At 68.1% G+C, this 18,474-nt stretch carries 21 protein-coding genes and 1 pseudogene; 6 read left to right on the plus strand and 16 right to left on the minus strand.

Features of this window, described 5'->3' with window-relative positions:
- Positions 1-13: 13 nt before the first annotated feature.
- The 3 genes from WA675_RS22415 to WA675_RS22425 form a co-directional block, all read right to left on the minus strand.
- Complete coding sequence (locus WA675_RS22415) at positions 14-925, minus strand: amino acid ABC transporter permease (RefSeq protein WP_336086820.1); 912 nt, start codon at positions 923-925, stop codon at positions 14-16.
- A 1-nt stretch (position 926) separates the two neighbouring features.
- A complete protein-coding gene (locus WA675_RS22420; protein ID WP_336086933.1) occupies positions 927-1,793 on the minus strand; it encodes an ABC transporter substrate-binding protein in 867 nt (288 codons plus the stop codon).
- Between the two features lie 165 nt (positions 1,794-1,958).
- A complete protein-coding gene (locus WA675_RS22425; RefSeq protein ID WP_336086822.1) occupies positions 1,959-3,038 on the minus strand; it encodes an isocitrate/isopropylmalate dehydrogenase family protein in 1,080 nt (359 codons plus the stop codon).
- A 91-nt stretch (positions 3,039-3,129) separates the two neighbouring features.
- Between WA675_RS22425 and WA675_RS22430 the strand changes: the two genes are divergently transcribed.
- A complete protein-coding gene (locus tag WA675_RS22430; protein WP_336086823.1) occupies positions 3,130-3,627 on the plus strand; it encodes a 2'-5' RNA ligase family protein in 498 nt (165 codons plus the stop codon).
- Positions 3,628-3,676: 49 nt separating this feature from the next.
- The gene (gene trxA / locus WA675_RS22435; protein ID WP_336086824.1) at positions 3,677-4,048 is read left to right on the plus strand and encodes a thioredoxin; all 372 of its coding nucleotides are present in this window, start codon (positions 3,677-3,679) and stop codon (positions 4,046-4,048) included.
- Between the two features lie 66 nt (positions 4,049-4,114).
- Here the strand turns inward: trxA and WA675_RS22440 are convergent, their stop codons facing one another.
- The 9 genes and pseudogenes from WA675_RS22440 to WA675_RS22480 all read right to left on the minus strand — a co-directional run bounded on the left by WA675_RS22440 (position 4,115) and on the right by WA675_RS22480 (position 12,274).
- Positions 4,115-4,537, minus strand: a complete 423-nt coding sequence (locus WA675_RS22440; protein WP_336086825.1) for a 2-keto-3-deoxygluconate kinase — start codon at positions 4,535-4,537, stop codon at positions 4,115-4,117.
- Between the two features lie 93 nt (positions 4,538-4,630).
- Positions 4,631-4,840, minus strand: coding sequence for a hypothetical protein (locus WA675_RS22445; RefSeq protein WP_336086826.1), 210 nt, complete (start codon positions 4,838-4,840; stop codon positions 4,631-4,633).
- A gap of 127 nt (positions 4,841-4,967) precedes the next feature.
- Positions 4,968-5,741, minus strand: coding sequence for an acyl-[acyl-carrier-protein] thioesterase (locus tag WA675_RS22450; RefSeq protein WP_336086827.1), 774 nt, complete (start codon positions 5,739-5,741; stop codon positions 4,968-4,970).
- Positions 5,742-5,781: 40 nt separating this feature from the next.
- On the minus strand, positions 5,782-6,210 hold the full coding sequence (locus WA675_RS22455) for an SRPBCC domain-containing protein (protein WP_336086829.1): 429 nt from the start codon (positions 6,208-6,210) through the stop codon (positions 5,782-5,784).
- Positions 6,211-6,292: 82 nt separating this feature from the next.
- Positions 6,293-6,991 carry a tetratricopeptide repeat protein gene (locus WA675_RS22460; RefSeq protein WP_336086831.1) on the minus strand — a complete coding sequence of 233 codons (699 nt, stop codon included), beginning with the start codon at positions 6,989-6,991 and terminating at the stop codon, positions 6,293-6,295.
- Between the two features lie 207 nt (positions 6,992-7,198).
- Positions 7,199-7,658 (minus strand): annotated as a pseudogene (locus WA675_RS22465) (transposase); the annotation flags it as partial.
- A complete protein-coding gene (locus WA675_RS22470) occupies positions 7,636-8,328 on the minus strand; it encodes a hypothetical protein (RefSeq protein ID WP_336086832.1) in 693 nt (230 codons plus the stop codon). The gene WA675_RS22470 and the pseudogene WA675_RS22465, both read right to left, overlap by 23 nt.
- Positions 8,325-8,696 carry a hypothetical protein gene (locus tag WA675_RS22475; RefSeq protein ID WP_336086833.1) on the minus strand — a complete coding sequence of 124 codons (372 nt, stop codon included), beginning with the start codon at positions 8,694-8,696 and terminating at the stop codon, positions 8,325-8,327. Before WA675_RS22475 ends, WA675_RS22470 begins: the two co-directional genes overlap by 4 nt.
- Positions 8,693-12,274, minus strand: coding sequence for a hypothetical protein (locus tag WA675_RS22480; protein ID WP_336086834.1), 3,582 nt, complete (start codon positions 12,272-12,274; stop codon positions 8,693-8,695). Before WA675_RS22480 ends, WA675_RS22475 begins: the two co-directional genes overlap by 4 nt.
- On the opposite strand from WA675_RS22480, the gene WA675_RS22485 reads away from it, so the two are divergent.
- Positions 12,260-12,571 carry a hypothetical protein gene (locus WA675_RS22485; RefSeq protein WP_336086835.1) on the plus strand — a complete coding sequence of 104 codons (312 nt, stop codon included), beginning with the start codon at positions 12,260-12,262 and terminating at the stop codon, positions 12,569-12,571. The two genes, WA675_RS22480 and WA675_RS22485, sit on opposite strands and share 15 nt — an antisense overlap.
- 60 nt (positions 12,572-12,631) lie before the next feature.
- Here the strand turns inward: WA675_RS22485 and WA675_RS22490 are convergent, their stop codons facing one another.
- From WA675_RS22490 to WA675_RS22500, 3 genes are all read right to left on the minus strand, one after another.
- A complete protein-coding gene (locus tag WA675_RS22490; RefSeq protein WP_336086836.1) occupies positions 12,632-13,237 on the minus strand; it encodes an RDD family protein in 606 nt (201 codons plus the stop codon).
- 29 nt (positions 13,238-13,266) lie between these two features.
- Positions 13,267-13,566 carry a WXG100 family type VII secretion target gene (locus WA675_RS22495; protein ID WP_336086837.1) on the minus strand — a complete coding sequence of 100 codons (300 nt, stop codon included), beginning with the start codon at positions 13,564-13,566 and terminating at the stop codon, positions 13,267-13,269.
- Positions 13,567-13,688: 122 nt separating this feature from the next.
- The gene (locus tag WA675_RS22500; protein WP_336086838.1) at positions 13,689-14,024 is read right to left on the minus strand and encodes a WXG100 family type VII secretion target; all 336 of its coding nucleotides are present in this window, start codon (positions 14,022-14,024) and stop codon (positions 13,689-13,691) included.
- A gap of 246 nt (positions 14,025-14,270) precedes the next feature.
- Between WA675_RS22500 and eccD the strand changes: the two genes are divergently transcribed.
- The gene (gene eccD, locus WA675_RS22505) at positions 14,271-15,584 is read left to right on the plus strand and encodes a type VII secretion integral membrane protein EccD (RefSeq protein ID WP_336086839.1); all 1,314 of its coding nucleotides are present in this window, start codon (positions 14,271-14,273) and stop codon (positions 15,582-15,584) included.
- Between the two features lie 6 nt (positions 15,585-15,590).
- Here the strand turns inward: eccD and WA675_RS22510 are convergent, their stop codons facing one another.
- Positions 15,591-15,803 (minus strand): hypothetical protein, encoded by a 213-nt coding sequence (locus WA675_RS22510; RefSeq protein ID WP_336086840.1) that lies wholly within the window; start codon positions 15,801-15,803, stop codon positions 15,591-15,593.
- Between the two features lie 440 nt (positions 15,804-16,243).
- Here WA675_RS22510 and WA675_RS22515 point away from each other — a divergent pair, with 440 nt between their 5' ends.
- Positions 16,244-16,759 (plus strand): hypothetical protein, encoded by a 516-nt coding sequence (locus WA675_RS22515; RefSeq protein ID WP_336086841.1) that lies wholly within the window; start codon positions 16,244-16,246, stop codon positions 16,757-16,759.
- A 34-nt stretch (positions 16,760-16,793) separates the two neighbouring features.
- The gene (locus WA675_RS22520) at positions 16,794-18,449 is read left to right on the plus strand and encodes a DUF4185 domain-containing protein (protein WP_336086843.1); all 1,656 of its coding nucleotides are present in this window, start codon (positions 16,794-16,796) and stop codon (positions 18,447-18,449) included.
- Positions 18,450-18,474: the final 25 nt, after the last annotated feature.

Here is an 18,474-nt window from a genome sequence, read left to right on the forward strand (position 1 = left end):
CCTGCTGATTCGGTCATTTCGCCTTCACCGCCGCCTGCGCGGTGGCCAGTTCGGCGAGCTGCTTGGCGGTCAGCTGCCGGGTGGCCCCGCGCGAGAAATAGCGTTCCAAGTAGTACTGCCCGACCATGAGCACGCTGGTGATCGCCAGATACCAGGTGGCACAGACGAGCAGCAGCGGGATCGGCTGGAAGTTGACGCCGTAGATGTCGCGGGCCCGGCCGAACAGGTCGGTGCTCAGCGGAATGGCCGTCACCAGCGAGGTGGTCTTGAGCATGCCGATCAGCTCGTTGCCGGTGGGCGGGATGATCACCCGCATGGCCTGCGGCAGCACCGTGCGCCGCATGGTCTGCGTCCACGACATGCCCAGCGCCACCGAGGCCTCACGCTGCCCCTCGCCGACGGAATTGATCCCGGCGCGCACGATCTCGGCCATATAGGCGGCCTCGTTGAGTCCCAGGCCGATCACCGCGAACAGGAACGCCGCCTGCAACTGCTGCACGTCCAGATGGAAGAACTGCGGCCCGAACGGCACCCCGAGATCGATCTGCCGGTACAGCGAGGGCACCAGCCCCCAGAACACCAGCTGCACGAACACCGGCGTGCCACGGAAGATCCACAGATAGACCCACGCCGTGGTCCGCAGCACCGGATTCGGGGACAGCCGCATCACCGCGAGCACCGTGCCCAGCACCACCGCGATGGCCATCGCGAGCACGGTCAGCTCCAGGGTGACGATGGCGCCCTGGGTGATCCGGTAGTCGAACAGGTACTTGCCGTAGGTGTCCCAGCGGTAGGCGGGATTGGTGGCCGCGCCGTAGACGAACAGGCCGAGCAGGATCAGGATGACGGCCGCGGCGATCCAGCGTCCCGGCCTGCGCAGCGGGACCGCCTTGATGACTTCGGGGGCGTCGTCGGGTTCGCTCATGTCAGCTCACAGCCCCGTTGATCACCGAGGTGGTGATCCGTCCGTCCTGCACACCCCAATTGGCGGTGATCTCGGCGTATGCGCCGGTGTCGATCAGGTGCTGCAACGCTTTCTGCAGCGAGACCGCCAGCGGCGAGGACTTCCGCACCGCCCAGCCGTAGGGCGCGGATTCGAAGATCGGGCCCGCCGCCTCGAGCTGGCCGTCGGTCTGCCGGATCGCGTACGCGGTCACCGGCGAGTCCGCGGACATGGCGTCGACCTGGCCGAGGACCAGCGCGTTGGTGGCCGCGCTCTGCTCGTCGAAGGCTTTCATATCGATCGGATCCTTACCCTCGGCGACACATTTCGCGCTCTTGGCGGGTACTTCCTCGGTGTGCTCGACGGTGGTCGCCTGCACGGCGACCTTCTTGCCGCAGGCATTGTCGGGGTCGATGTCTTTGCCGGTGCGCTGCGCCCACTGGACCCCGGCGGAGAAATAGGTCGTGAAATCGACCTGTTTCTCGCGTTCGCGCGAATCGGTGATCGAGGACATGCCGACGTCATAGGTGCCTGCCTGAATCGCGGGAATGATCTTCTCGAACGCGGATTCGACATAATCGGCGCGCAGGCCGAGCGTGGTGGCCACCGCGTCGAAAAGATCGACATCGAACCCGACGATCTCACCGCTCGCGTCACGATATTCGTTCGGCTGGTACGGCACATTCACCCCGACCACCAGCTTCCCGGCCTGCCGGATCGGCTCCGGCACGGTCGCGGCGAGCGCGTCGACCCGCTCTACCTGCACCTTGGCCACGTCGGCGGTGTCACCCTCGGTGTTGTGCACGCAGCCGGACGACACCAGGACGACGCCGACGACGACCGCGCCCATGCGCGCGGCGCGGCGAGCGAGAATCATGCGACCTGACACAGGGCCTCCACCATTCGCCTCGGCGCTGTCGGACGTTTCAGCGCCTGATTGGCAATGTAGGCGAACCGGACACAGCGTGGTGCGACAGTAACCGAAGATTCATCAGCGAATGTGAAAGAAAGCCCTTCACCTCCGGTGCACGCGCGCGGTGACCTGCTCGGTGAATTCGCTCGTCGAGGCGAGCCCGCCGAGATCGGCGGTGGCCACGCCCGCGGCCAGGGTGGCCGCGATCGCGCGGTCGATCCGGTCGGCCGCGTCGTGCAGGAGCGCATTGTTCTCGCGAACGGCCAACCAGCGCAACAACATCGCCGCCGACAATTGCAGCGCGGCCGGATTCGCGCGATTGTGGCCCGCCAGTCCCGGCGCCGCGCCGTGCACGGCCTGCGCCATCGCCTTGGTGTCGGAGCAATTGAGCGAGGGGGCCATCCCGAGCGAGCCGCTGAGCTCCCCGGCGAGGTCGGAGAGGATATCGCCGAAGAGGTTCTCGGTGACGATCACGTCGTAGTCGCCCGCCGCGCGGACCAGGTGCGCGGCCATCGCGTCGACATGCGCGTCGTCCACCCGCACCTCCGGATACTGCGCGGCCACCTGGTAGCAGACGTCGCGGAACAGCCCGGTCGTCATCGGCAGCACATTGGCCTTGTGCACCACGGTCACCCGCTTGCGCCTGCCCTGGGCCAGCCGCAGCGCCTGGTGCGCGATCCGTTCGCAAGCCTGCCGGGTGACCACCGCGACCGCCATCGCCACGTCCTCGGTCGGGCGGAACTCCCCCGACCCGGCGAACATATTGCGGTCGGCGTAGAAGCCCTCGCTGTTCTCCCGCACGATCACCAGGTCGATATCGGGCGCGCTCGCCCGCACCCCCGCGAACGCGACCGCTGGCCGGATATTGGCGTAGAGCCCGAGCCGCTTGCGGATCGCCCCGCCGGGCGCGACCCGCATCTCGGCCGGATAGGAGGCATTGTCGTGCGGGCCAAGGATCCACGCGTCGAGCTCGGCCAGCGCGCCGAGCGTCTGCTCGGGCAGCGGATCGCCGTAGGCGTCGATCGCCGCGTGCCCGATGAGCAGGGGCACCCAGGTCACCGGGTCGAGCCCCGCCGCGCCGACGGCCTCGTCGACCACCGCCCGCGTCGCGGCCACCACTTCGGGGCCGATGCCGTCACCGTCGATCACGCCGAGCCGCAGGCTCCCCTTCGCACCGTTCACCCCTCCATCCTCGCGCCTGCGCACCCTGTTCGGTGCCAGCGCCCCACCCGGACACGCCGCGGGGACTAGGTTGGCGGGCATGGTGCAGTCGGTGGAGTTGCTCCTGGACGAGCGCGGCGAGACGGAGATCCGCAGGCAGTGGGCGGTGCTGGCCGAGGCGGGCCTGAGCAGTCCCGGCGCCACCCATCGCCCGCACATCACCGTCGCGGTGGCCCGCGAGATCTGGCCGCGGATCGACCACGCGCTCGAGCGGATGGCCTTCACGCCCCTGCCGATCCGGCTGGGCGGGGTGCTCGTGTTCGGCGCGCGCAGGCCCATCCTGGTCCGGGCGGTGGTCGTCACCGAGGAGTTGCTGAGCGTGCAGCGCCGGGTCGCCGATCTGGTCGCACCTTGCCCCGGCATCCCCGCCGATGTGGCCCCGGACGCCTGGACCCCGCATGTCACCCTGGCCCGCCGGGTCCCGCCCGATCGGCTCGGCGAGGCCGTCCGCGCGGTCGCCACCGACCACGATTTTTCCGCCGTTGTAGTGGGGATTCGCCGCTGGGACGGGGACGCGCGGCAGGAGCGCCTCGTCGCCGGGGGAAGATAGAAACACGCCCCGGCGTTACAGCCGGGGACACCGACAAGGAGAGGACGTCATGGCCACCCAGACGCTGACCCAGCAGAACTTCGACGAAGTGATCACCGGAAACGACGTGGTACTCGTCGATTTCTGGGCTTCCTGGTGCGGTCCGTGCCGCAGCTTCGCCCCCACCTTCGAGTCCTCCTCGGAGCAGCACCCCGATGTGGTGCACGGCAAGGTCGACACCGAGGCCGAGCAGGGGCTCGCCGCGGCCGCCAACATCAAGTCGATCCCGACCATCATGGCCTTCCGCGAGGGCGTGCTGGTCTTCGCCCAGCCCGGCGCGCTGCCGCCCGCCGCGCTCGAGGATCTGGTGACCCAGGTCAAGGGCCTGGACATGGACGAGGTGCGCAAGCAGATCGCCGAGCAGTCCTCCCCCGCCGAATAGGCGCGAAACGTCAAGGGTCCGTTCACCTTCGATGAGGTGAACGGACCCTTTCGGCGTGCTGCGGGATCAGCCCGCGAGCTTGCCGACGCAGGCGATCATGGCGCGTGCGGTCGACTCGGCACCACCGGGAGCCATCGCCGCGGCCCAGCCGCGCCTGCCGTCGAGTTCACACTGGACGTAGGTGGCGATGCCGTCGGCCGTGGGCCGCTGGTGGAACTGCAGGATCTCGAGGGGGTAACCCTCGTCGTAGAGCGCGGAGGTCATGGCCGCGACCGGGCTACCGGTGGCGATGACCGTCCGCAGGTGGTCGGCGAATTCCAGGGTGGCGGTGAAATCCGTTCCGGAACAAGTCCATTCGCCGAAGTTGATCGGACCCTCGAACCGGGTGTACCGGTCGAGGAACTCGGCGGGGGTGAGGTCGGTGAGTTCGGCACGCAGCCCGCGCGGGGCGGCGTCGAACAGGGCATGGTCCAGGATAAGCAGTGTCATTGCAGGTGAGGTCTTCCCGAAGATGGTCTTCGTTGGCAGGTGGGGACCAGCAGAACAATGAAAATCAGCCCGCAGCGAGGGGGCTGGTCCGAATCAGACCCCGCTACGGCGGGTTACTACGAGAAGAATCTGCCGGGTGGCTGCCTGCGCGGTCTGCGCGGCAGCGGCCGCGCGGTCGCGGTCAGCGACAAGCAGCGCGGCGAAGCGGTCGGCGGGATTCGGCACGATGTCGAGAATAGGGCGATCGTCGCGAAACCGCAACCTACTTACGACCCCGCCGTGTCTACCGGTGAGTACCGTCACCGCAGCTCAACGTCGGTGTCTCAGGTCACCGTCCCCGACGGCCCGGCACGAGAACCGTCATACCGCGGCGCCCGGTTTCGGAGGTCGCATCGCGGCGGTTCTCCACGACGGCGTCGGCGATATCGGGTCAGCGGGCCGGTCCACCGGCCAGCGGCGTCACCGAGGCCAGCGCCCGTGCGGACCCGTCGACATCGAGCTGGACCCGCAGCGTGCCGGGCCCCGCGCTGGTCCGCAGCACCACCTTGTCCCCGATCATCACCGGCCCGACGTGCTCGACGATCGCCCGGTAGGGCAGCCGGTGCCGGTCGGGGTGCACGGCGAGCGCCTCCTCGACGGCCTCCCAGTACACCGCGTTGTTGACGTGCCCGAGCCGGTCCACATCGGTGACTCGCAGTGGGAATGGCACCGCCTCCACCTCGGGCTCGTCGAGCTCGGTGAGCGCGGCCCGCCACCGCAACCGGTGCTCGGTGGTACTGGCCAGCATGGGCGCCATGAACGCGTCACTCATCCGCGCGGGCCTGCCCGCCACCGGATCGATATGGATCAGGAACGCCGCGGCCTCGATGTGCCCACCGCGCTCCCCGCGCAGCTGGATCCGCATATCGCACCACCGGTTGGACAGCGCGTCGGCCCACCGCCGCAGCCGCACCCGGTCGCCGAACACGATCGGCTCGTAGACATCGATGACGGTCCGCCGCACGATCCACGCCTGATGGGTATCCCCGTCCTCGACCGCGTCGAGATGATCGAACCCGACATCCTGCAGATACCGCGCCACCGCGTCGAGCCGCAACCGATCGTCGCCGTCGGTATCCCCCAACCGCACCGGCCACGACGCCGCGAAGGCCTGCTCGATATCCGGGCAGGCGGGCAGCGGGGTCGCGATGACATCGGCGGGCACCCTCCGATGCTGCCACACCCGGGCGACTCGGCGCGCCCGGTCAGCCGCGTTCGGCGGCGGCCTTGATCCCGGCCACGTGCGCCTCCCACATCCCCCGCGCGTGCGCGGCCTCTTCCTCGGACGCGTTGTTGTCCTGGCTCAGCGTCAGGTGTGTCGAGGTGTCGTCCCCGCTGAGCAGGTAGCCGAGCGTGTGATAGTTCTCCGGCTCGTCCGGCTGCCCGCCGAGCGGGCTGTAGTGGGTCATCCTGAGTACTCGCCCCGGCTCCACCGCGAGGATCTCCCCGCGATCCGTATACGCCGTCCCCTCGTACTCACCCGTCCAGACGATCGGGCTCCCCGGTCGCCAGTCGGTCTCCACCTCGGCCCCGAACATGAACTCCCGAATCGCCGCCGGATCGGTCAGCACCTCCCACACCCGCTCCGGACCGGCATCGATATCGACCTCCGCGGTCGCCACGAACCCGACCATCACCGTCTCCTTCCACCAGCCCCTCGCCCTCCACGCTACGACCGTGGTCAGCGCGGCGTCTTGGACAAAGGCGCCAGGCCGCTCACAGCAACGACGCGACGAGCTCGAAGAGGGGATCCTTCACCGCGACACCGAGCACGATCGTGCCGACCACCGCCCAGAACCGGCGCTTCGGATCCATCGACCGCACAACCTCCGGGATCCGCGCGGCAGCCTCGGGATCACCGGCCGTGGCCTCGCGCAGCAATCGTTCCCCGTCGGCGGTACGCCCGTGCCGGATCTCACTGTGCGCCAGCTCGACCCGCGCGCCACGATGGTCCGGGTCCAGCCGCAGCGCTTCCCGCACGGCGCGGTCAGCCGCCACGAACGCGGCGGTCCCCGGCGTCGACCCGACCCGCAGGATCTCGCTACGCACCAGATGCAGATCGGCCTCCGCGGGCGCCAGCCGCACCGCGTGATCGATCGCCGCCACCGCCCCCGCCCGATCGATACGCACCGAGGCGACAGCCAGCAACCGATAGTTCTCGGCATCTCCGGGCCCCAGCTCGACACACCGCCGCGCAGCCCGCACCGCCGCCCGCGCGTACCCCTCCGCCCGAATCGGATTGTCCGCCCGCACCTTCTCCCCCCGCGCACACGCCACTCTCACCTTCACCTGCCACGCACCCACCAGCTCAGGCGCCACCCGCACCGCCTCGTCAGCGGCCTCGGCGGCCCGCACCAGATCCCCGGACCACAAGAGATCCTCGGCCAGCCGCACCCGCGCTACACCCTCACTCACAAATTCCCCATATCTTTCCACTATTTCGAAAGAAACGATATTTCCCGTGCTGCACCCTCGAAAGTAGGCGCGCGCCGCCCAGTCGAGCCAGCATTCATTTGGATATCAGATCACAAGATTCATCCTCATCAACAACGGAAGCGGACCCAATCCGTGACATTTAGTTCACCGGAGCGGTCGGGGCGGGGATGTTTCCGTGGAACAGGTATGAGTAGGCTCGAGCCGAGATCTGGCGGTCAACGGGATACCGTGGCGGTCCGACAGAAAGTGAGTTTTCGAGCCCGATTTACCCCGATCGACTGGATTCGTCGCGGTCAACGTGCCCCCTTCGCCCGCACCGACGCACCGTCAATCACGACGCGCGACCAGTCGAGCATCCCGCTGCCGAGCTCGTCGAGCACGGCGCGCTGTAGTCGCCGCCATAGACCAGCTTCGGTCCACGCGGTGAACCGGCGATGAGCCGTCGGCACCGTGACACCGGACGAACGCGGCAGCGTTCGCCACGCACAACTGCTGGTCAGGACGTACACCACGGCCGTGACACGGCTCGCTGATCCACCAGAGCGGACCCGCTGCCCTGCCGACGGACAGCGAACTCGGGAAGGAGAAGCTCCACCTGCGCCCACAACTGTACGATGCTTCTTTTACGGCGCGACGGGCATCGCATCGAAATCCTCGAACAGGTAGGCGTAGACCTGTGCCACGTAGAGTGCGAGTTGATCGGGGCTTGCGAACCGGACGTAGGTGAGTTCGTACCACGTCTGCGGATCGATGGGCCGGTGGTGGACGAGGTGCGTCAGGCCGATACGGATCGTATCCAGGTAGTCGGGCCAGGCCAGATGGAGGGTGGGGCGGAGTTCGTGGAGGTCGTCAGCAGCCTCCACGCCTAGCCCGGCTGCGCAGAAGTGTACGAACCTCCGGTCGATGCCTTCGGCGTCCAGACCCAGCGAGGAGAGCGACACCGTTGTCGGGTCCAGCCGACTGCCGGGATACGGCCACAGGGTGGTGTTGGCCAGGTCGTGCGGTTCAATGGGGCCGGCATCTGCGGTGAAGTGCGGAGCCGGGCGGTAGACCGCGTACACCAGGCCTGACCCGAAGTCTCCCTGCACGTAGTTGTAGCTGCCGTCCGGGGCGACCGGGTGGTATGGGTCGAAGCCGATTGCCGTGGCTTTATCGGCGAACGGACCGCTGCCATAGACCTTTTCGAAGCGCAGCACCGGTGTCAGGTCTCGGTTGTGCAGGGCCTGGGTGCGTGCAGCATCGTCGGCGGTGATGAGGGCGCGCTCCGATTCGAATCGTGTCGCCCATGGCCCGACGCGTCGGTTCTGTTCGGTCATTCGTCCTGTCCTGGATGGGTTTCGGTGTCTGCTTCGGGAAGGACACGTTCACTGTCGGGAGGGTAGATCAGCTCCGGACGATCGGCGAACAGGTAGTCGCGGAACGCCATCAGGTATTCGTCCAGCTCCTGCTGGTCGAAGAACCAGGTTGAGGTGCGCGCGAGCCATTCGTCCGGGGTTGTGCCCCGGGCGAGGACGTAGTCGAGAGCTTCGCGCACTATGCCCCGATAGGCCGGATCCTTGTCGAGATCCGCGCGCAGGATGGGCGCGAAACGCCACATCTCCTCACTGAACTCGGGGGTGTGCATGAGCAGGATCGGCCACTGCACCCGGTCGAGATGCGGAATTTTCCGCCACCATTCGGTCATCGGTTGAACGCCTTCTGTGGTTCGGGGTACATGGTGGTCAGGTTCCACTCACCGTTGCGGCCACGATCATATACCGCCAGGATTTCGGCATCGGTAAAGTCGACAGGCTTAAAGTTCACACGGGTCCCTGTCATGGGGTTGGCAGGATCGATATAGTAGCCGCGCAGATTCGCAATACCCGCGTCACCGATCGCGGCCCGCACTTGTGCCGGATCCAGCCGCACGACTTCGCGGGTCGCGGTACTTCCCACAGGAATCTCGTTACGCGCGGCGGATTCAGCGGCCACCAAGCTGCGCGCATCGCCGAACGCCGTCGAAAACGAGCCGACCTTGTGCTTTGTCGGATTTCCGTGTGCATCGGTCGCGTACTTGTCCATGTACCGGTCGCGAGTGAGCAGCTCGACTGGTCCCTTCGCCGGATCAATCTTGTTCCTGGCGATGACATATCCGTCCGGTTGGAAGTTCGCATGGGGTGGATTGCCCGTCATATGCGGCGTTCCCAGGCGCGACTGCAGCTGCCCGTCGGTGGGGTGCAGATGCCGCTGGGGCGAGTGCCCCTGCGTTTCGAGTTCGGCGACACGAAGCCCGTCGGCCGCGTTGGTCGTACGTCCTGTCGCGCCGATGCCTCCTACAAAGTTCTCCGCGTTCCCCATCCGGGAGGGGGAAAGCCGCAGATTGCCGAACTGCGATATCAGCTCGGTGTCGATGGGGCCCCGTAGTGGTGCCTGCGCACCGAAGCCGGATAGTGGGGGGCTGTCGAGTGTGATCGGGGTGCGGAGGGCGCCGATGTTGCCGGGAAGGTTCGGAAAAGCTCGGGCTGCGTCGTCGGTGGATCCTGCGAGTGCCGCCGCCGCTCGTTCCAAGCCGACGGTGTCGGCCGCGAGACCTGCGGCGAGACGGGTCGCGGAGAATTCGGCTGCCAGGGCGCGTCCGGCCGCGACACCGGCTTCGGGTGCGACTATCGAGGCGAGGTCGATGCCCACCTGGAGCACGCTCGGCGCGTTCTCCATTTCGGTGAGGGCGGCTTCACCTTGTGCTCGGCCGTAAGGAGTGAGCGGCCCCCCGCCGGCTGCGCCGGCAAGACCGGTGGTACTCGCGTCCGCATAACTGGTGAGGAAGTCCAGGGGGCGGAGTACGGGGTCAACGACGACGTGAGAGAAGTCGCCGAGCGCGTCGGCCATTCTCTCGGTGTTCTCGGCGGCAGCTCGACCGTGTGCCTGTCCCTGCGGAGTGAGCGGCCCCCCGGCTGCGGCCGCGGAGACGCCTTCGGAGTAGTCGAAGCCCGCAGCGAGGTCGGACGCCCAGTCCACGAGGCTGCTACCCATATCTCCGACGAAGTCGCCGATCCTCTCGGTGGTGGATCGGGTGTCGGGCGCTGCTTGTTGGTCGACGATCTGACCGGCGGCGTTGAGATCGATTGTCGCGCCGTTGTCGAGTGTCGCTCGGGTGCCGCCTCCGGGTAGGGGCTCGAAGGTGCCCTTGATACCCAAGTCGCTGTTCTCGAAGGGGCCGCGCAGCTGGCCGTTCTCGTCGACCGTCGCGACCGTGCCGTTGGTCATCCGCATCGAGGACGGCTTGCCGTCGAGATCGAAGGTGATGCTCGCGGTATTCGATGTCGGATTCGTAATGTCGATGCGGGAAAACTGGTTGTTCGGTCCGATCTCGCCGGTCCAGCCCGTCCCACCCCACTGAGGGTGGGCGGTGTCGTAGCTGACGGTCGCGCTGGCGACTTCCAAAGACTGGCCGTTGTCGAGATCCCAGCGTTCCTCGTGGACTACGGTGTTCGGGTCTCGACGCTCATCGGTTTGGGTGACTGTGCCAGCGCCACTGGGAAGCTCGTAGGACTCTCCGTCTGCGAGGTTGCCTCGGGAGCCGCGGTCGACGAGGTCGACTACCGTCGGCTGTTGTTCGCCGGTCGGCCCTGTGCTCTCCAGTACCTGATCGACCGCGGGCACCATCTCCAGAGTCGAGTCCCGCGGTGGCGGTGCAGCAGGCGTCACGGTGCCGGGGAGTTCGTTGATGACCTCGCGGGTGTAGTTCTCGCTTTCGACCTGTTCGTTGGATTTCAGGGACCCGTCGGGGTTGTAGGCCGATTTCAGCATCGGTACCGATTCGAGGAGTTCCGGATCGATGGAGGCCGGTGGCTTCTCTTCGCTGACCGGGGAGGCCTCGATGGCCGGTGGTTCGGGCTCGGACTGTGCCGGGTTCGGCGCTGCCGATTCCGGCGCTGCACCGGTGTCGTCTTCGGGGTCGGCGAGGATGGGGTAGAGGGTGTCCTCGGTCGGGTAGATCGTCTGCAGCAGGGTGTCGCCGTCGACTTGGTAGTCGGTGTCGACTTCTCGGCCGAGGGCGTCGTAGGCCCAGGGGCGCTGGATGTGTCCGACCGGGGTTCCCGCTGCGTCGAGGACGCTGATCGAGCCGTCGGGGTTCTTCTCGAGTCGGCCGCCGACCGGTACCGACTGGTCGAAGCGGTAGCGGACGGGGGCGTCTGGGTGGTTGATGAGGACGAGGGTGCGTTCGCCGCCGTTGCTGGTGGGGATGGTGAGTTGTTCGTAGCCGGTGGCGGGGTCGGCGATGACGCGGATGCGTTCGCCGCGGACACCGGTCACGGTGTGGCGTCCGTTGTCGGTGCCGGGTTTGGCGTCTTTGTGCCTCGGGGTGAACCGGGTCGGGATGCGCAGGGCGAAGGGGGCGGCGGGTGGTGCCAGGGCGGGGTCCAGGTGGGTCAGTTCGCCGGTGCCGAAGCGGGAGGTCGAGGCCGGGGTGTCGGGGTCGTCGACGACGGTGGGGTTGAGGGTGGCGAGGAACGCGTCGCGTTCGGCGGTGCCTCCGCCGGGTGTGGTTTCGGGGATGAGGTCGGCGAGTGTGTCGGTGGGGGTGATGCCGGTGCCCGCGGCGGCCTTGTAGGCGGTGTCGGCGAGTTTGCCGAAGGGGACGGCGTTGATGATGCCTTGTCCGGCGATGCGGCCCCAGTCACCGATGCCGGTCAGGGTTTTGACGGCGGCGGCCGTGCCGGTGGCGGCGCCGGACAGGGCCGCGCCCGCGGCGACCACGGGTGGGAAGACGACGCCGACGGTGGTGGCGACTCCGGCGAGTTCCCCGACGGTGTCGGAGGTGGTGCGGGCTCGGCGGGTGAGGGGGCTGTTGGCTTGGACCGGGTCGACCGGCCGGTGTACTACCCCGCCGATCCCGCGTCCGAGGGCCAGCACGGTTTGTTCGCCGATCGGGTTCTCCGAGAACCGCAGGGCCGCGGCGGCGCGGACGGCGGTGACGACCGCCTCGACCGCGCGTGCGAGGTCGCGTTGGATGTCGGTGGCCGAGGTGACCAGTGAGTCCCAGCGGGACCGGACGCGTGCGAGGTGGTCGAGTGCGGCGGGCAGGGTGAGTACGTTCGAGACGCGGACGGCCTCGACGGCGTCCTGTAGTGCTTCGTAGGTGGTGGGGGCGTCGGCGGCGACGGGGTCCATCTGGGATTGCAGGCGGGCCAGGTCGACGGCGAAGGTTTCCATCGCGGAACCGGCCTGGCTGTAGGCCTGGCCGGTGATCTGCAGGCGGACGGCGAGGTGTTCGTCCTTCACTCCGGCGAACAACTGCCCTTCGAGCCCGACGAATCGGGAGGTGTCCAGGTTGGTGATGCGGTGGCCGGAACTCGCTGTGGCGGTGCCGAATTCGCGCCAGGCGCGTCCGCAGGTGCCGAGTTCTTCGGCGTCACCGTCGACGAGGAACAGTTCGGCTGGGTAGGCGCCGATGGTCGCGGTGGTCGCGACCTCGGCGAGCAACCCGGCGTCGGCGTGCGTTTCGGTGTCAGGCATGAATCGACCCCCCGGATCGAAGATGTGTGTGCCGCGACGGGCAGAACCGGTGTCCGGAAGTGAGTCGGCACTCCCGGACACCGGTCCCGCCCGTCGCGGCGGCCGGTGATGAGATCTGAGTGGTCAGGTATGGCGGGTCGGTGAGTCGCGGACCTGGTCCCGCCCCAGGGCGGCTTGTTCCGGGGTCGGCTCCGGAACACTGTGCGCTGACTTGTGATCCGGCCACTGGCTGCCGAAGCGTGGACGCAGGTCCACAACGACGGTGTCGGTGAGACGGGAATGGAGGCCGCGCCGTTGCGGCTTGTCGAGCAACATGCAGGCGAGGTTGACGAGCGGTAGCACCATCAGAATCAGCCACATCGAGACATAGGGCGCGTTCAGCAGCGCCCGTAGCGCGGCGCGCTGCCAGGACACGGCGGTGCCGTCGGTGCGTACGACCCGCAGGTCGAGGATCCGCTTGCCCAGGGTCGCACCACCGAAGGCCATCGGGATCCATTCATAGGCCAGCGGGGTCACAATCATGTTGGTGGCCAGCAGAATCCCGCCGATGCTGTCATCGACGTGCAGCAGCGCTGCGGCACCGACCATCAGCAGGTTGGTAGGAATCAGCAGGACACCGGCGAGGAGCAGGTCCAGCACCCGTGCTGTGATCCGCCGTCCCAGCTCCGCCGGGAAGGGACCGGGAATGAGCGGGTAGCTCTGAACGGTGGTGGAGCTCGAAGATCGCATTGTTTCCCTCGGTCGGGCGTGACGGTGGCTCAGGCTTGGCGGGTGAGGGAGCCGCGGACCTGGGTGCGCATGTCGCGGACCAGGCCGGTGTTGTTCTCGAGGGCGCCGGTCATCTGTCGCAGGATGTCGCGGATGGTGTCGGCGGCGGTGTCCCACTGGGACTGGATGCCCTGGTAGACGTGCATTTCGTCACCGTCCCACTGGGATTGGACGCGGCCGACGTAGCCGGAGAGTTCGTCGAGGGAGGATTCGATACCAGCGGCGACGGAGAGCAGGTCTTGGGAGGCGCCGTCGGCGACGGCCTCGTCGTAGGAGAACAGGTCGGACATGGTCGACTCCGATACTGAGGAAAGGCACGGCGGGGCAACCGGTTCCGTACAGGGCGGAAACGGTCACGCGGGAAACCGCGGCGGCACAGGTGTGCCCGCCGACGGTGCGGGGTGGAGTGGGATCAGCCGCGGAACTTGGCGGCGTCCCAGGCCAGTGACTGGTAGGACGAGTCCAGCGCTCCGGCCTGATCGACCTCGCCGCTGGTGTAGAGCGATCCGGCTTGTCCGACCCCGGCGCGGATCTGTTCCAGCGCGGAATTCAGATCGGCCATGGCCTGATGCCAGGTGGTCGACAAACGGTCCCAGGAATCGAAGGATTGGCCGCGCCATACCGACGGCAATCCTTCGACGGCCGCGAGAAATCGCGAGGCCTGGCCGTTCAACGCGGCAGTAGTGGAATCAAGATTGGTCGCGTGCGCGGTGACCGCATTGTTCGCGACAGAGAATTTCGTACCCACGGCTCTTCCTCAAGATAGATGTGTATGAGGTGGCCGCACCCCCGACTTGGTGCGCAAATCACACGCTAACGCAGCGGAGTGGGTGCGACCAACATTCGGCACCCGAATATGGCGGGCAACACATCTGGTCGATCGTCCACCGTGTCTATGAGGTAAGTCTCGCAACCCTGGAAGTGCTATCAATAGCGTCGGGGGCGGCCTTCCCGCATCGCGGCGATACTCCGGATTTCGGGCATGATGACCGCCATGAGTGCGCATTTCGTTCGCGTCTCGGTCGTTTCGGGGGACAGCCAGCTCGATGTCAGCCTGCCCGCACGAAGGCCGCTCGCGGAGTACATCACCGACGTCACCGAACTACTCGCGATCGAACCGGGGGATCCCGTGTCGGCCTGGGCATTGTCCGCCCCGGCGCGCGGGACGCTCGCCATGGAGGCCAGTCTCGCCGAGTCCGGCGTCCGCGACGGTGCCGTCCTGCATCTGACGCCGGTGGAGCTGGCGGCGCACACGCCGTTCGTCGACGATGTCGTCGACGCGGTCGAGGCCGCCGTCGACCGCGACGGTCGGCGGTTCGGCGACGCGTCGCGGGATCGGGCCGTGGTGGCGCTGGTGGTGCTGACCTGCGCGGGAGCGGCGATACTCGGCGCGGGCCTACGGCCGGGGGCGCTCGGCGCGCCAGCGCTGATCGTCCTCGCCGCGGCGATCGCGGTGGCGGCCGCCGTGCTGAACTCACCGGCCCGCTCGGGGCTCGCCTGGGGTCTGGTGCCGCTGGTCGGCACGGCGGCGATCTGCGCTGTGCCCGCGGATCCGGCGCTGATGGTGTCGGCCGGCGCGTCCGGCGCGTTCGCCGGGGCCGCGCTCGCGGCGGCGTTGAGTACCCGCCGGACCGGGCACGTTGTGGGAGCGGCCGGGGCCGCCGCCGGGTTCGCCGCGGTGGCGGCGGCGGTGGCGTCGGGGGCGAACATCACCGCCATGTCCGCCTGGATCGCTCCGGTCCTGGTGGCGTTGATCGCCGTCGTTCCGCGCGGCGCGGTCCTCGGGTCAGGCCTGCTCGACCTCGTTCGCCGAGGTGAACAGGGTGATCCGGTGCCGCGAGCGACGATCGACGCGGGTACCCGGCGTGGCCGGGACCTGCTCGATGTCGGGGTCGGAGCCCTGGCCCTGGCGATCTCGGCGGCGGTGGTCACGCTCATCTGGACCGGGATCTGGGTCCAGGTGGCGCTGGGCGTGTTGATCGGTGTCGTCGTCCTGCTGCGCAGCCGCGCGTACACCGACGTGTGGCACGTCGGTGCCCTACTGGCGGTTCCGGTGCTCGCGACCTTGGCGACCGGGGCGGTGCTGGCCAGGGAAATCGCTGGTCAGGACCCGGTGGTCCGGTCCATCGTGCTGAGCGCCGTCGCCGCGGCGGTGGTGCTGACGCTGGTCGTCGCCGGATTCGTCCGCCTCGGTGAGGTCGCCGCCGCGCGGGTGGCGCGGCTGTGGAACGCGCTGGATCCGGTGCTGCTGGTGCTGTTGCTGCCCGCGACCTTCGGTGCGCAGGGCGTCTACACCTATCTGTGGTGACCGAGGCTATCGGCGCCCGGCCGCGACGAGATCGATGATGTAGCTCGCCGCCACCACGCCTCCGGCGATGATCAGGGCCGCCACCAGCGAGTACATCAGCAATCGCGCGACCGCGCGACGGGTGCGTACCGGGGCGGTCCCGTGCACCAGTGCGTCGAGTGTCGCGCGCGAGCGCAGCAGGTGCGCTTCGATCACCACCCGGGGTTCGGGATCGGTCACTGCTGTCTCCTCGGAGGTGAAAGGCCAAGAGAACGTACATCTTAGCGGCCGCTCTCCGCGTTACGTCTTTGTCGGATCAATCACATGAGCCGGGAATTATGTAACGTTTGCCGACCTGGCGTTTCCGGTTTCCGGGGGATCCGGCGGGCATTCCCGAAGCCCCGCGGGAGAGTCGCACGGGGGCGTGGTGATAGCGGGGAGCTATCGAATGTCGAAGTGCTCCGCAAAGATCCGGTTATTGTCATCGCGTGTTGTCGTCTCGGGGGAGGCAGCCATTCGCTGCCTGGCCGTGGCTGTTCGTGGCCACCATTTTCTTCGTCGGGGTTTCCACATCGTGCAGTGCGCGATTGGAGCATTCCGAAACACCGGTGAGTTCTACCGGTACACCCGCGCCGGTTCGTCCGGCCGCGCAATTGTCGACGTGGTCGCGTATTCATGCCGTGCCGTACGGAATTCCGGAAATCGCGCTGCAGTCGTATGCCTACGCGGCCTCGGTGCTGGATCGGAGCGCGCCGGACTGCCATATCGGCTGGCCGACGCTGGCCGCGATCGGCGCCGTGATGAGCGACCACGGCGCCGCTGACGGCGCGACGGTCGCCGCCGACGCCACCGTATCCCCACCGCTGCGCGGATTGCACCGTGCGCGAGTGGAATTGCCCATTGTCGACGACACCGACGGTGGCCGCACCGACGGCGACCGCACCCGGGATGTGCCGATGGGCCCGATGCAGCTCATGCCGAGTGTGTGGGAGCAGTGGTCCACCAGCGCCAGGAACGAGGTGGGCCCCAGCCCGGACAACCTCGACGACGCGGCGCTGTCGGTGGCCCGGCTGCTGTGCGCGGCGGGCGGTGATCTGTCCGTCGCCGAGGGCTGGGCCAAAGGCGTCGCGGCGGTGAACGCCACCCCGGATTTCGCCGCCGCCGTCCACGAACAGGCCGCGCTCTACGCGCGCTGACCGGTTCCCCGACTCCGAACGGAAGTAGGACGTGATGACGCGCACAGCGCGCTTCGGCCGCGGCCACCGGGCCGCCACCGTCACGGCGGTGCTCCTCGCGATGACCGCGACGGGCTGCTCGTCGACCGGTTCCCCGGACACCCCCGCCCCCGCCGCCGCGGAACTGGGCGCCCAGCACACCCTCGAGATGCCCTCCGGCGGTGGCGACCCGATGCTGGTGCCACCCGCCCCCGGCCTGCCCGAGCTCACGATGCCCGGCACCAAGACCCCACCGGGCGCCCCGGCCGCCGCGCCGAACTTCCCGGGAGTGTCGCTGGCGCCCAACGGTGCCGAGCCTGGCCTGCCCGGCACCGCCGGAACCGGCGGTGGCCTGCCGCAGGTTCCACAGGGCGCCGGGGTCACCAACGCGTTCGTCGCGAAGGTGACCGGCGCGGGCTCCACCAGCGCCACCGATGTGGCGCACGGTGTCAGCGGGGCCGGATACGCGGTGACCTGGGACGCCGGAAACGACAAGGCGCTCACCGCTTTCGGTGACACCTTCGGCGGCTCCCGGCCGGGCATCCAGCCCAGCGACCAGCCGCCGCTGATCAGCTCGAAGGGCCTCACCCTGCCGGTGATCCCGGAGCTGCTGAACTTCCCCGGCCTGCCGTTCCTCAACCTCAACGAAGGTGACACCACCGCCGCGGGCACCGCGGGCGACACCGGCACGCAGGGCCCGCGGGGCTTCGACTGGCGCAGCAACACTCTCGCCGAGTCGTCGCGGCGGGATCTCGAACACGGGATGACGCTGGACTCCTTCGTCGAAGACCGTCCCGGGCACGCGCGTCAGGTACTCACCAGCCGCAAGGTCGACGGCAGCGAGATCACCACGCTGCCCACCTCTGGCCTGTCGATCGGCGACCGCCAGTTCCTGGCGTATTCGTCCATCCGCGAATGGGGTTCGACCTCGGGTAGCTGGGTGAGCAACTACTCCGGCATCGCCTACTCCGACGACGGCGGGCAGACCTGGACCAAGGACAAGGGCGCGGTCTGGCTGAACTCGGGCACGGGCTGGGCCTTCCAGATGCCCGCCATCACCAAGGGGCCCGACGGATTCGTCTACCTCTACGGCACCCCCCAGGGCCGGATCGGTGGCGTCTTCGTCGCCCGTGTCACCGAGGACCGCATCCTGGACAAGAGCGCCTGGCAGGTGTGGACCGGCGCGGAATGGACCGCGGATCCGACCAGTCCGCCCGCCGCGATCGTGACCGGTGCCGTCGGTGAGGTGTCGGTGCAGTACAACGCCGATATCGGCCGCTGGCTGCTGATGTCGACCGACATCCTCGACAACGGCATCGTGTTGCGCCAGGCCGTGCACCCGATGGGTCCGTGGACCGAACCCGAGGTCGTCGTGTCCGGCAAGGACTACCCCTACGTCTACGGCGCGCACATGCACCCGTGGTCGGAGGGCAACGACCTGTTCTTCACGGTCTCGCAGTGGTCGACCTACAACGTCTATCTCATGCACACCACCGTGGTCGCCAAGGCGCCCGCGGCCCCGAAACTCGGCACCCCGCCGGTGTATCTGCCCGGTATCGGGGGTCTCCCGTCGGTCGTCGCACCCGATCTGCCCGGTCCTGACCTACCCACCCGGATCCCGCTGGTACCCCCGGACTTCCCGCCCGGCGTACCGACCGGACCCGACGAGTAAATCCATCATCCGAGAAGGGGGAGAC

The sequence above is a fragment of the Nocardia sp. SSK8 genome (genome assembly GCF_037034205.1).
Classification (GTDB): Bacteria; Actinomycetota; Actinomycetes; order Mycobacteriales; family Mycobacteriaceae; genus Nocardia.

Bases quoted from the DNA above. Each gene is read 5' to 3' on its own strand.
- WA675_RS22440 (WP_336086825.1), bottom strand. From the start codon at position 4,537: ATGACACTGCTTATCCTGGACCATGCCCTGTTCGACGCCGCCCCGCGC.
- WA675_RS22420 (WP_336086933.1), bottom strand. From the start codon at position 1,793: ATGGGCGCGGTCGTCGTCGGCGTCGTCCTGGTGTCGTCCGGCTGCGTG.
- WA675_RS22475 (WP_336086833.1), bottom strand. From the start codon at position 8,696: ATGACCGAATGGTGGCGGAAAATTCCGCATCTCGACCGGGTGCAGTGG.
- WA675_RS22455 (WP_336086829.1), bottom strand. From the start codon at position 6,210: ATGGTCGGGTTCGTGGCGACCGCGGAGGTCGATATCGATGCCGGTCCG.
- trxA (WP_336086824.1), top strand. From the start codon at position 3,677: ATGGCCACCCAGACGCTGACCCAGCAGAACTTCGACGAAGTGATCACC.
- WA675_RS22495 (WP_336086837.1), bottom strand. From the start codon at position 13,566: ATGTCCGACCTGTTCTCCTACGACGAGGCCGTCGCCGACGGCGCCTCC.
- WA675_RS22520 (WP_336086843.1), top strand. From the start codon at position 16,794: ATGACGCGCACAGCGCGCTTCGGCCGCGGCCACCGGGCCGCCACCGTC.
- WA675_RS22490 (WP_336086836.1), bottom strand. From the start codon at position 13,237: ATGCGATCTTCGAGCTCCACCACCGTTCAGAGCTACCCGCTCATTCCC.
- WA675_RS22415 (WP_336086820.1), bottom strand. From the start codon at position 925: ATGAGCGAACCCGACGACGCCCCCGAAGTCATCAAGGCGGTCCCGCTG.
- WA675_RS22470 (WP_336086832.1), bottom strand. From the start codon at position 8,328: ATGACCGAACAGAACCGACGCGTCGGGCCATGGGCGACACGATTCGAA.
- eccD (WP_336086839.1), top strand. From the start codon at position 14,271: ATGAGTGCGCATTTCGTTCGCGTCTCGGTCGTTTCGGGGGACAGCCAG.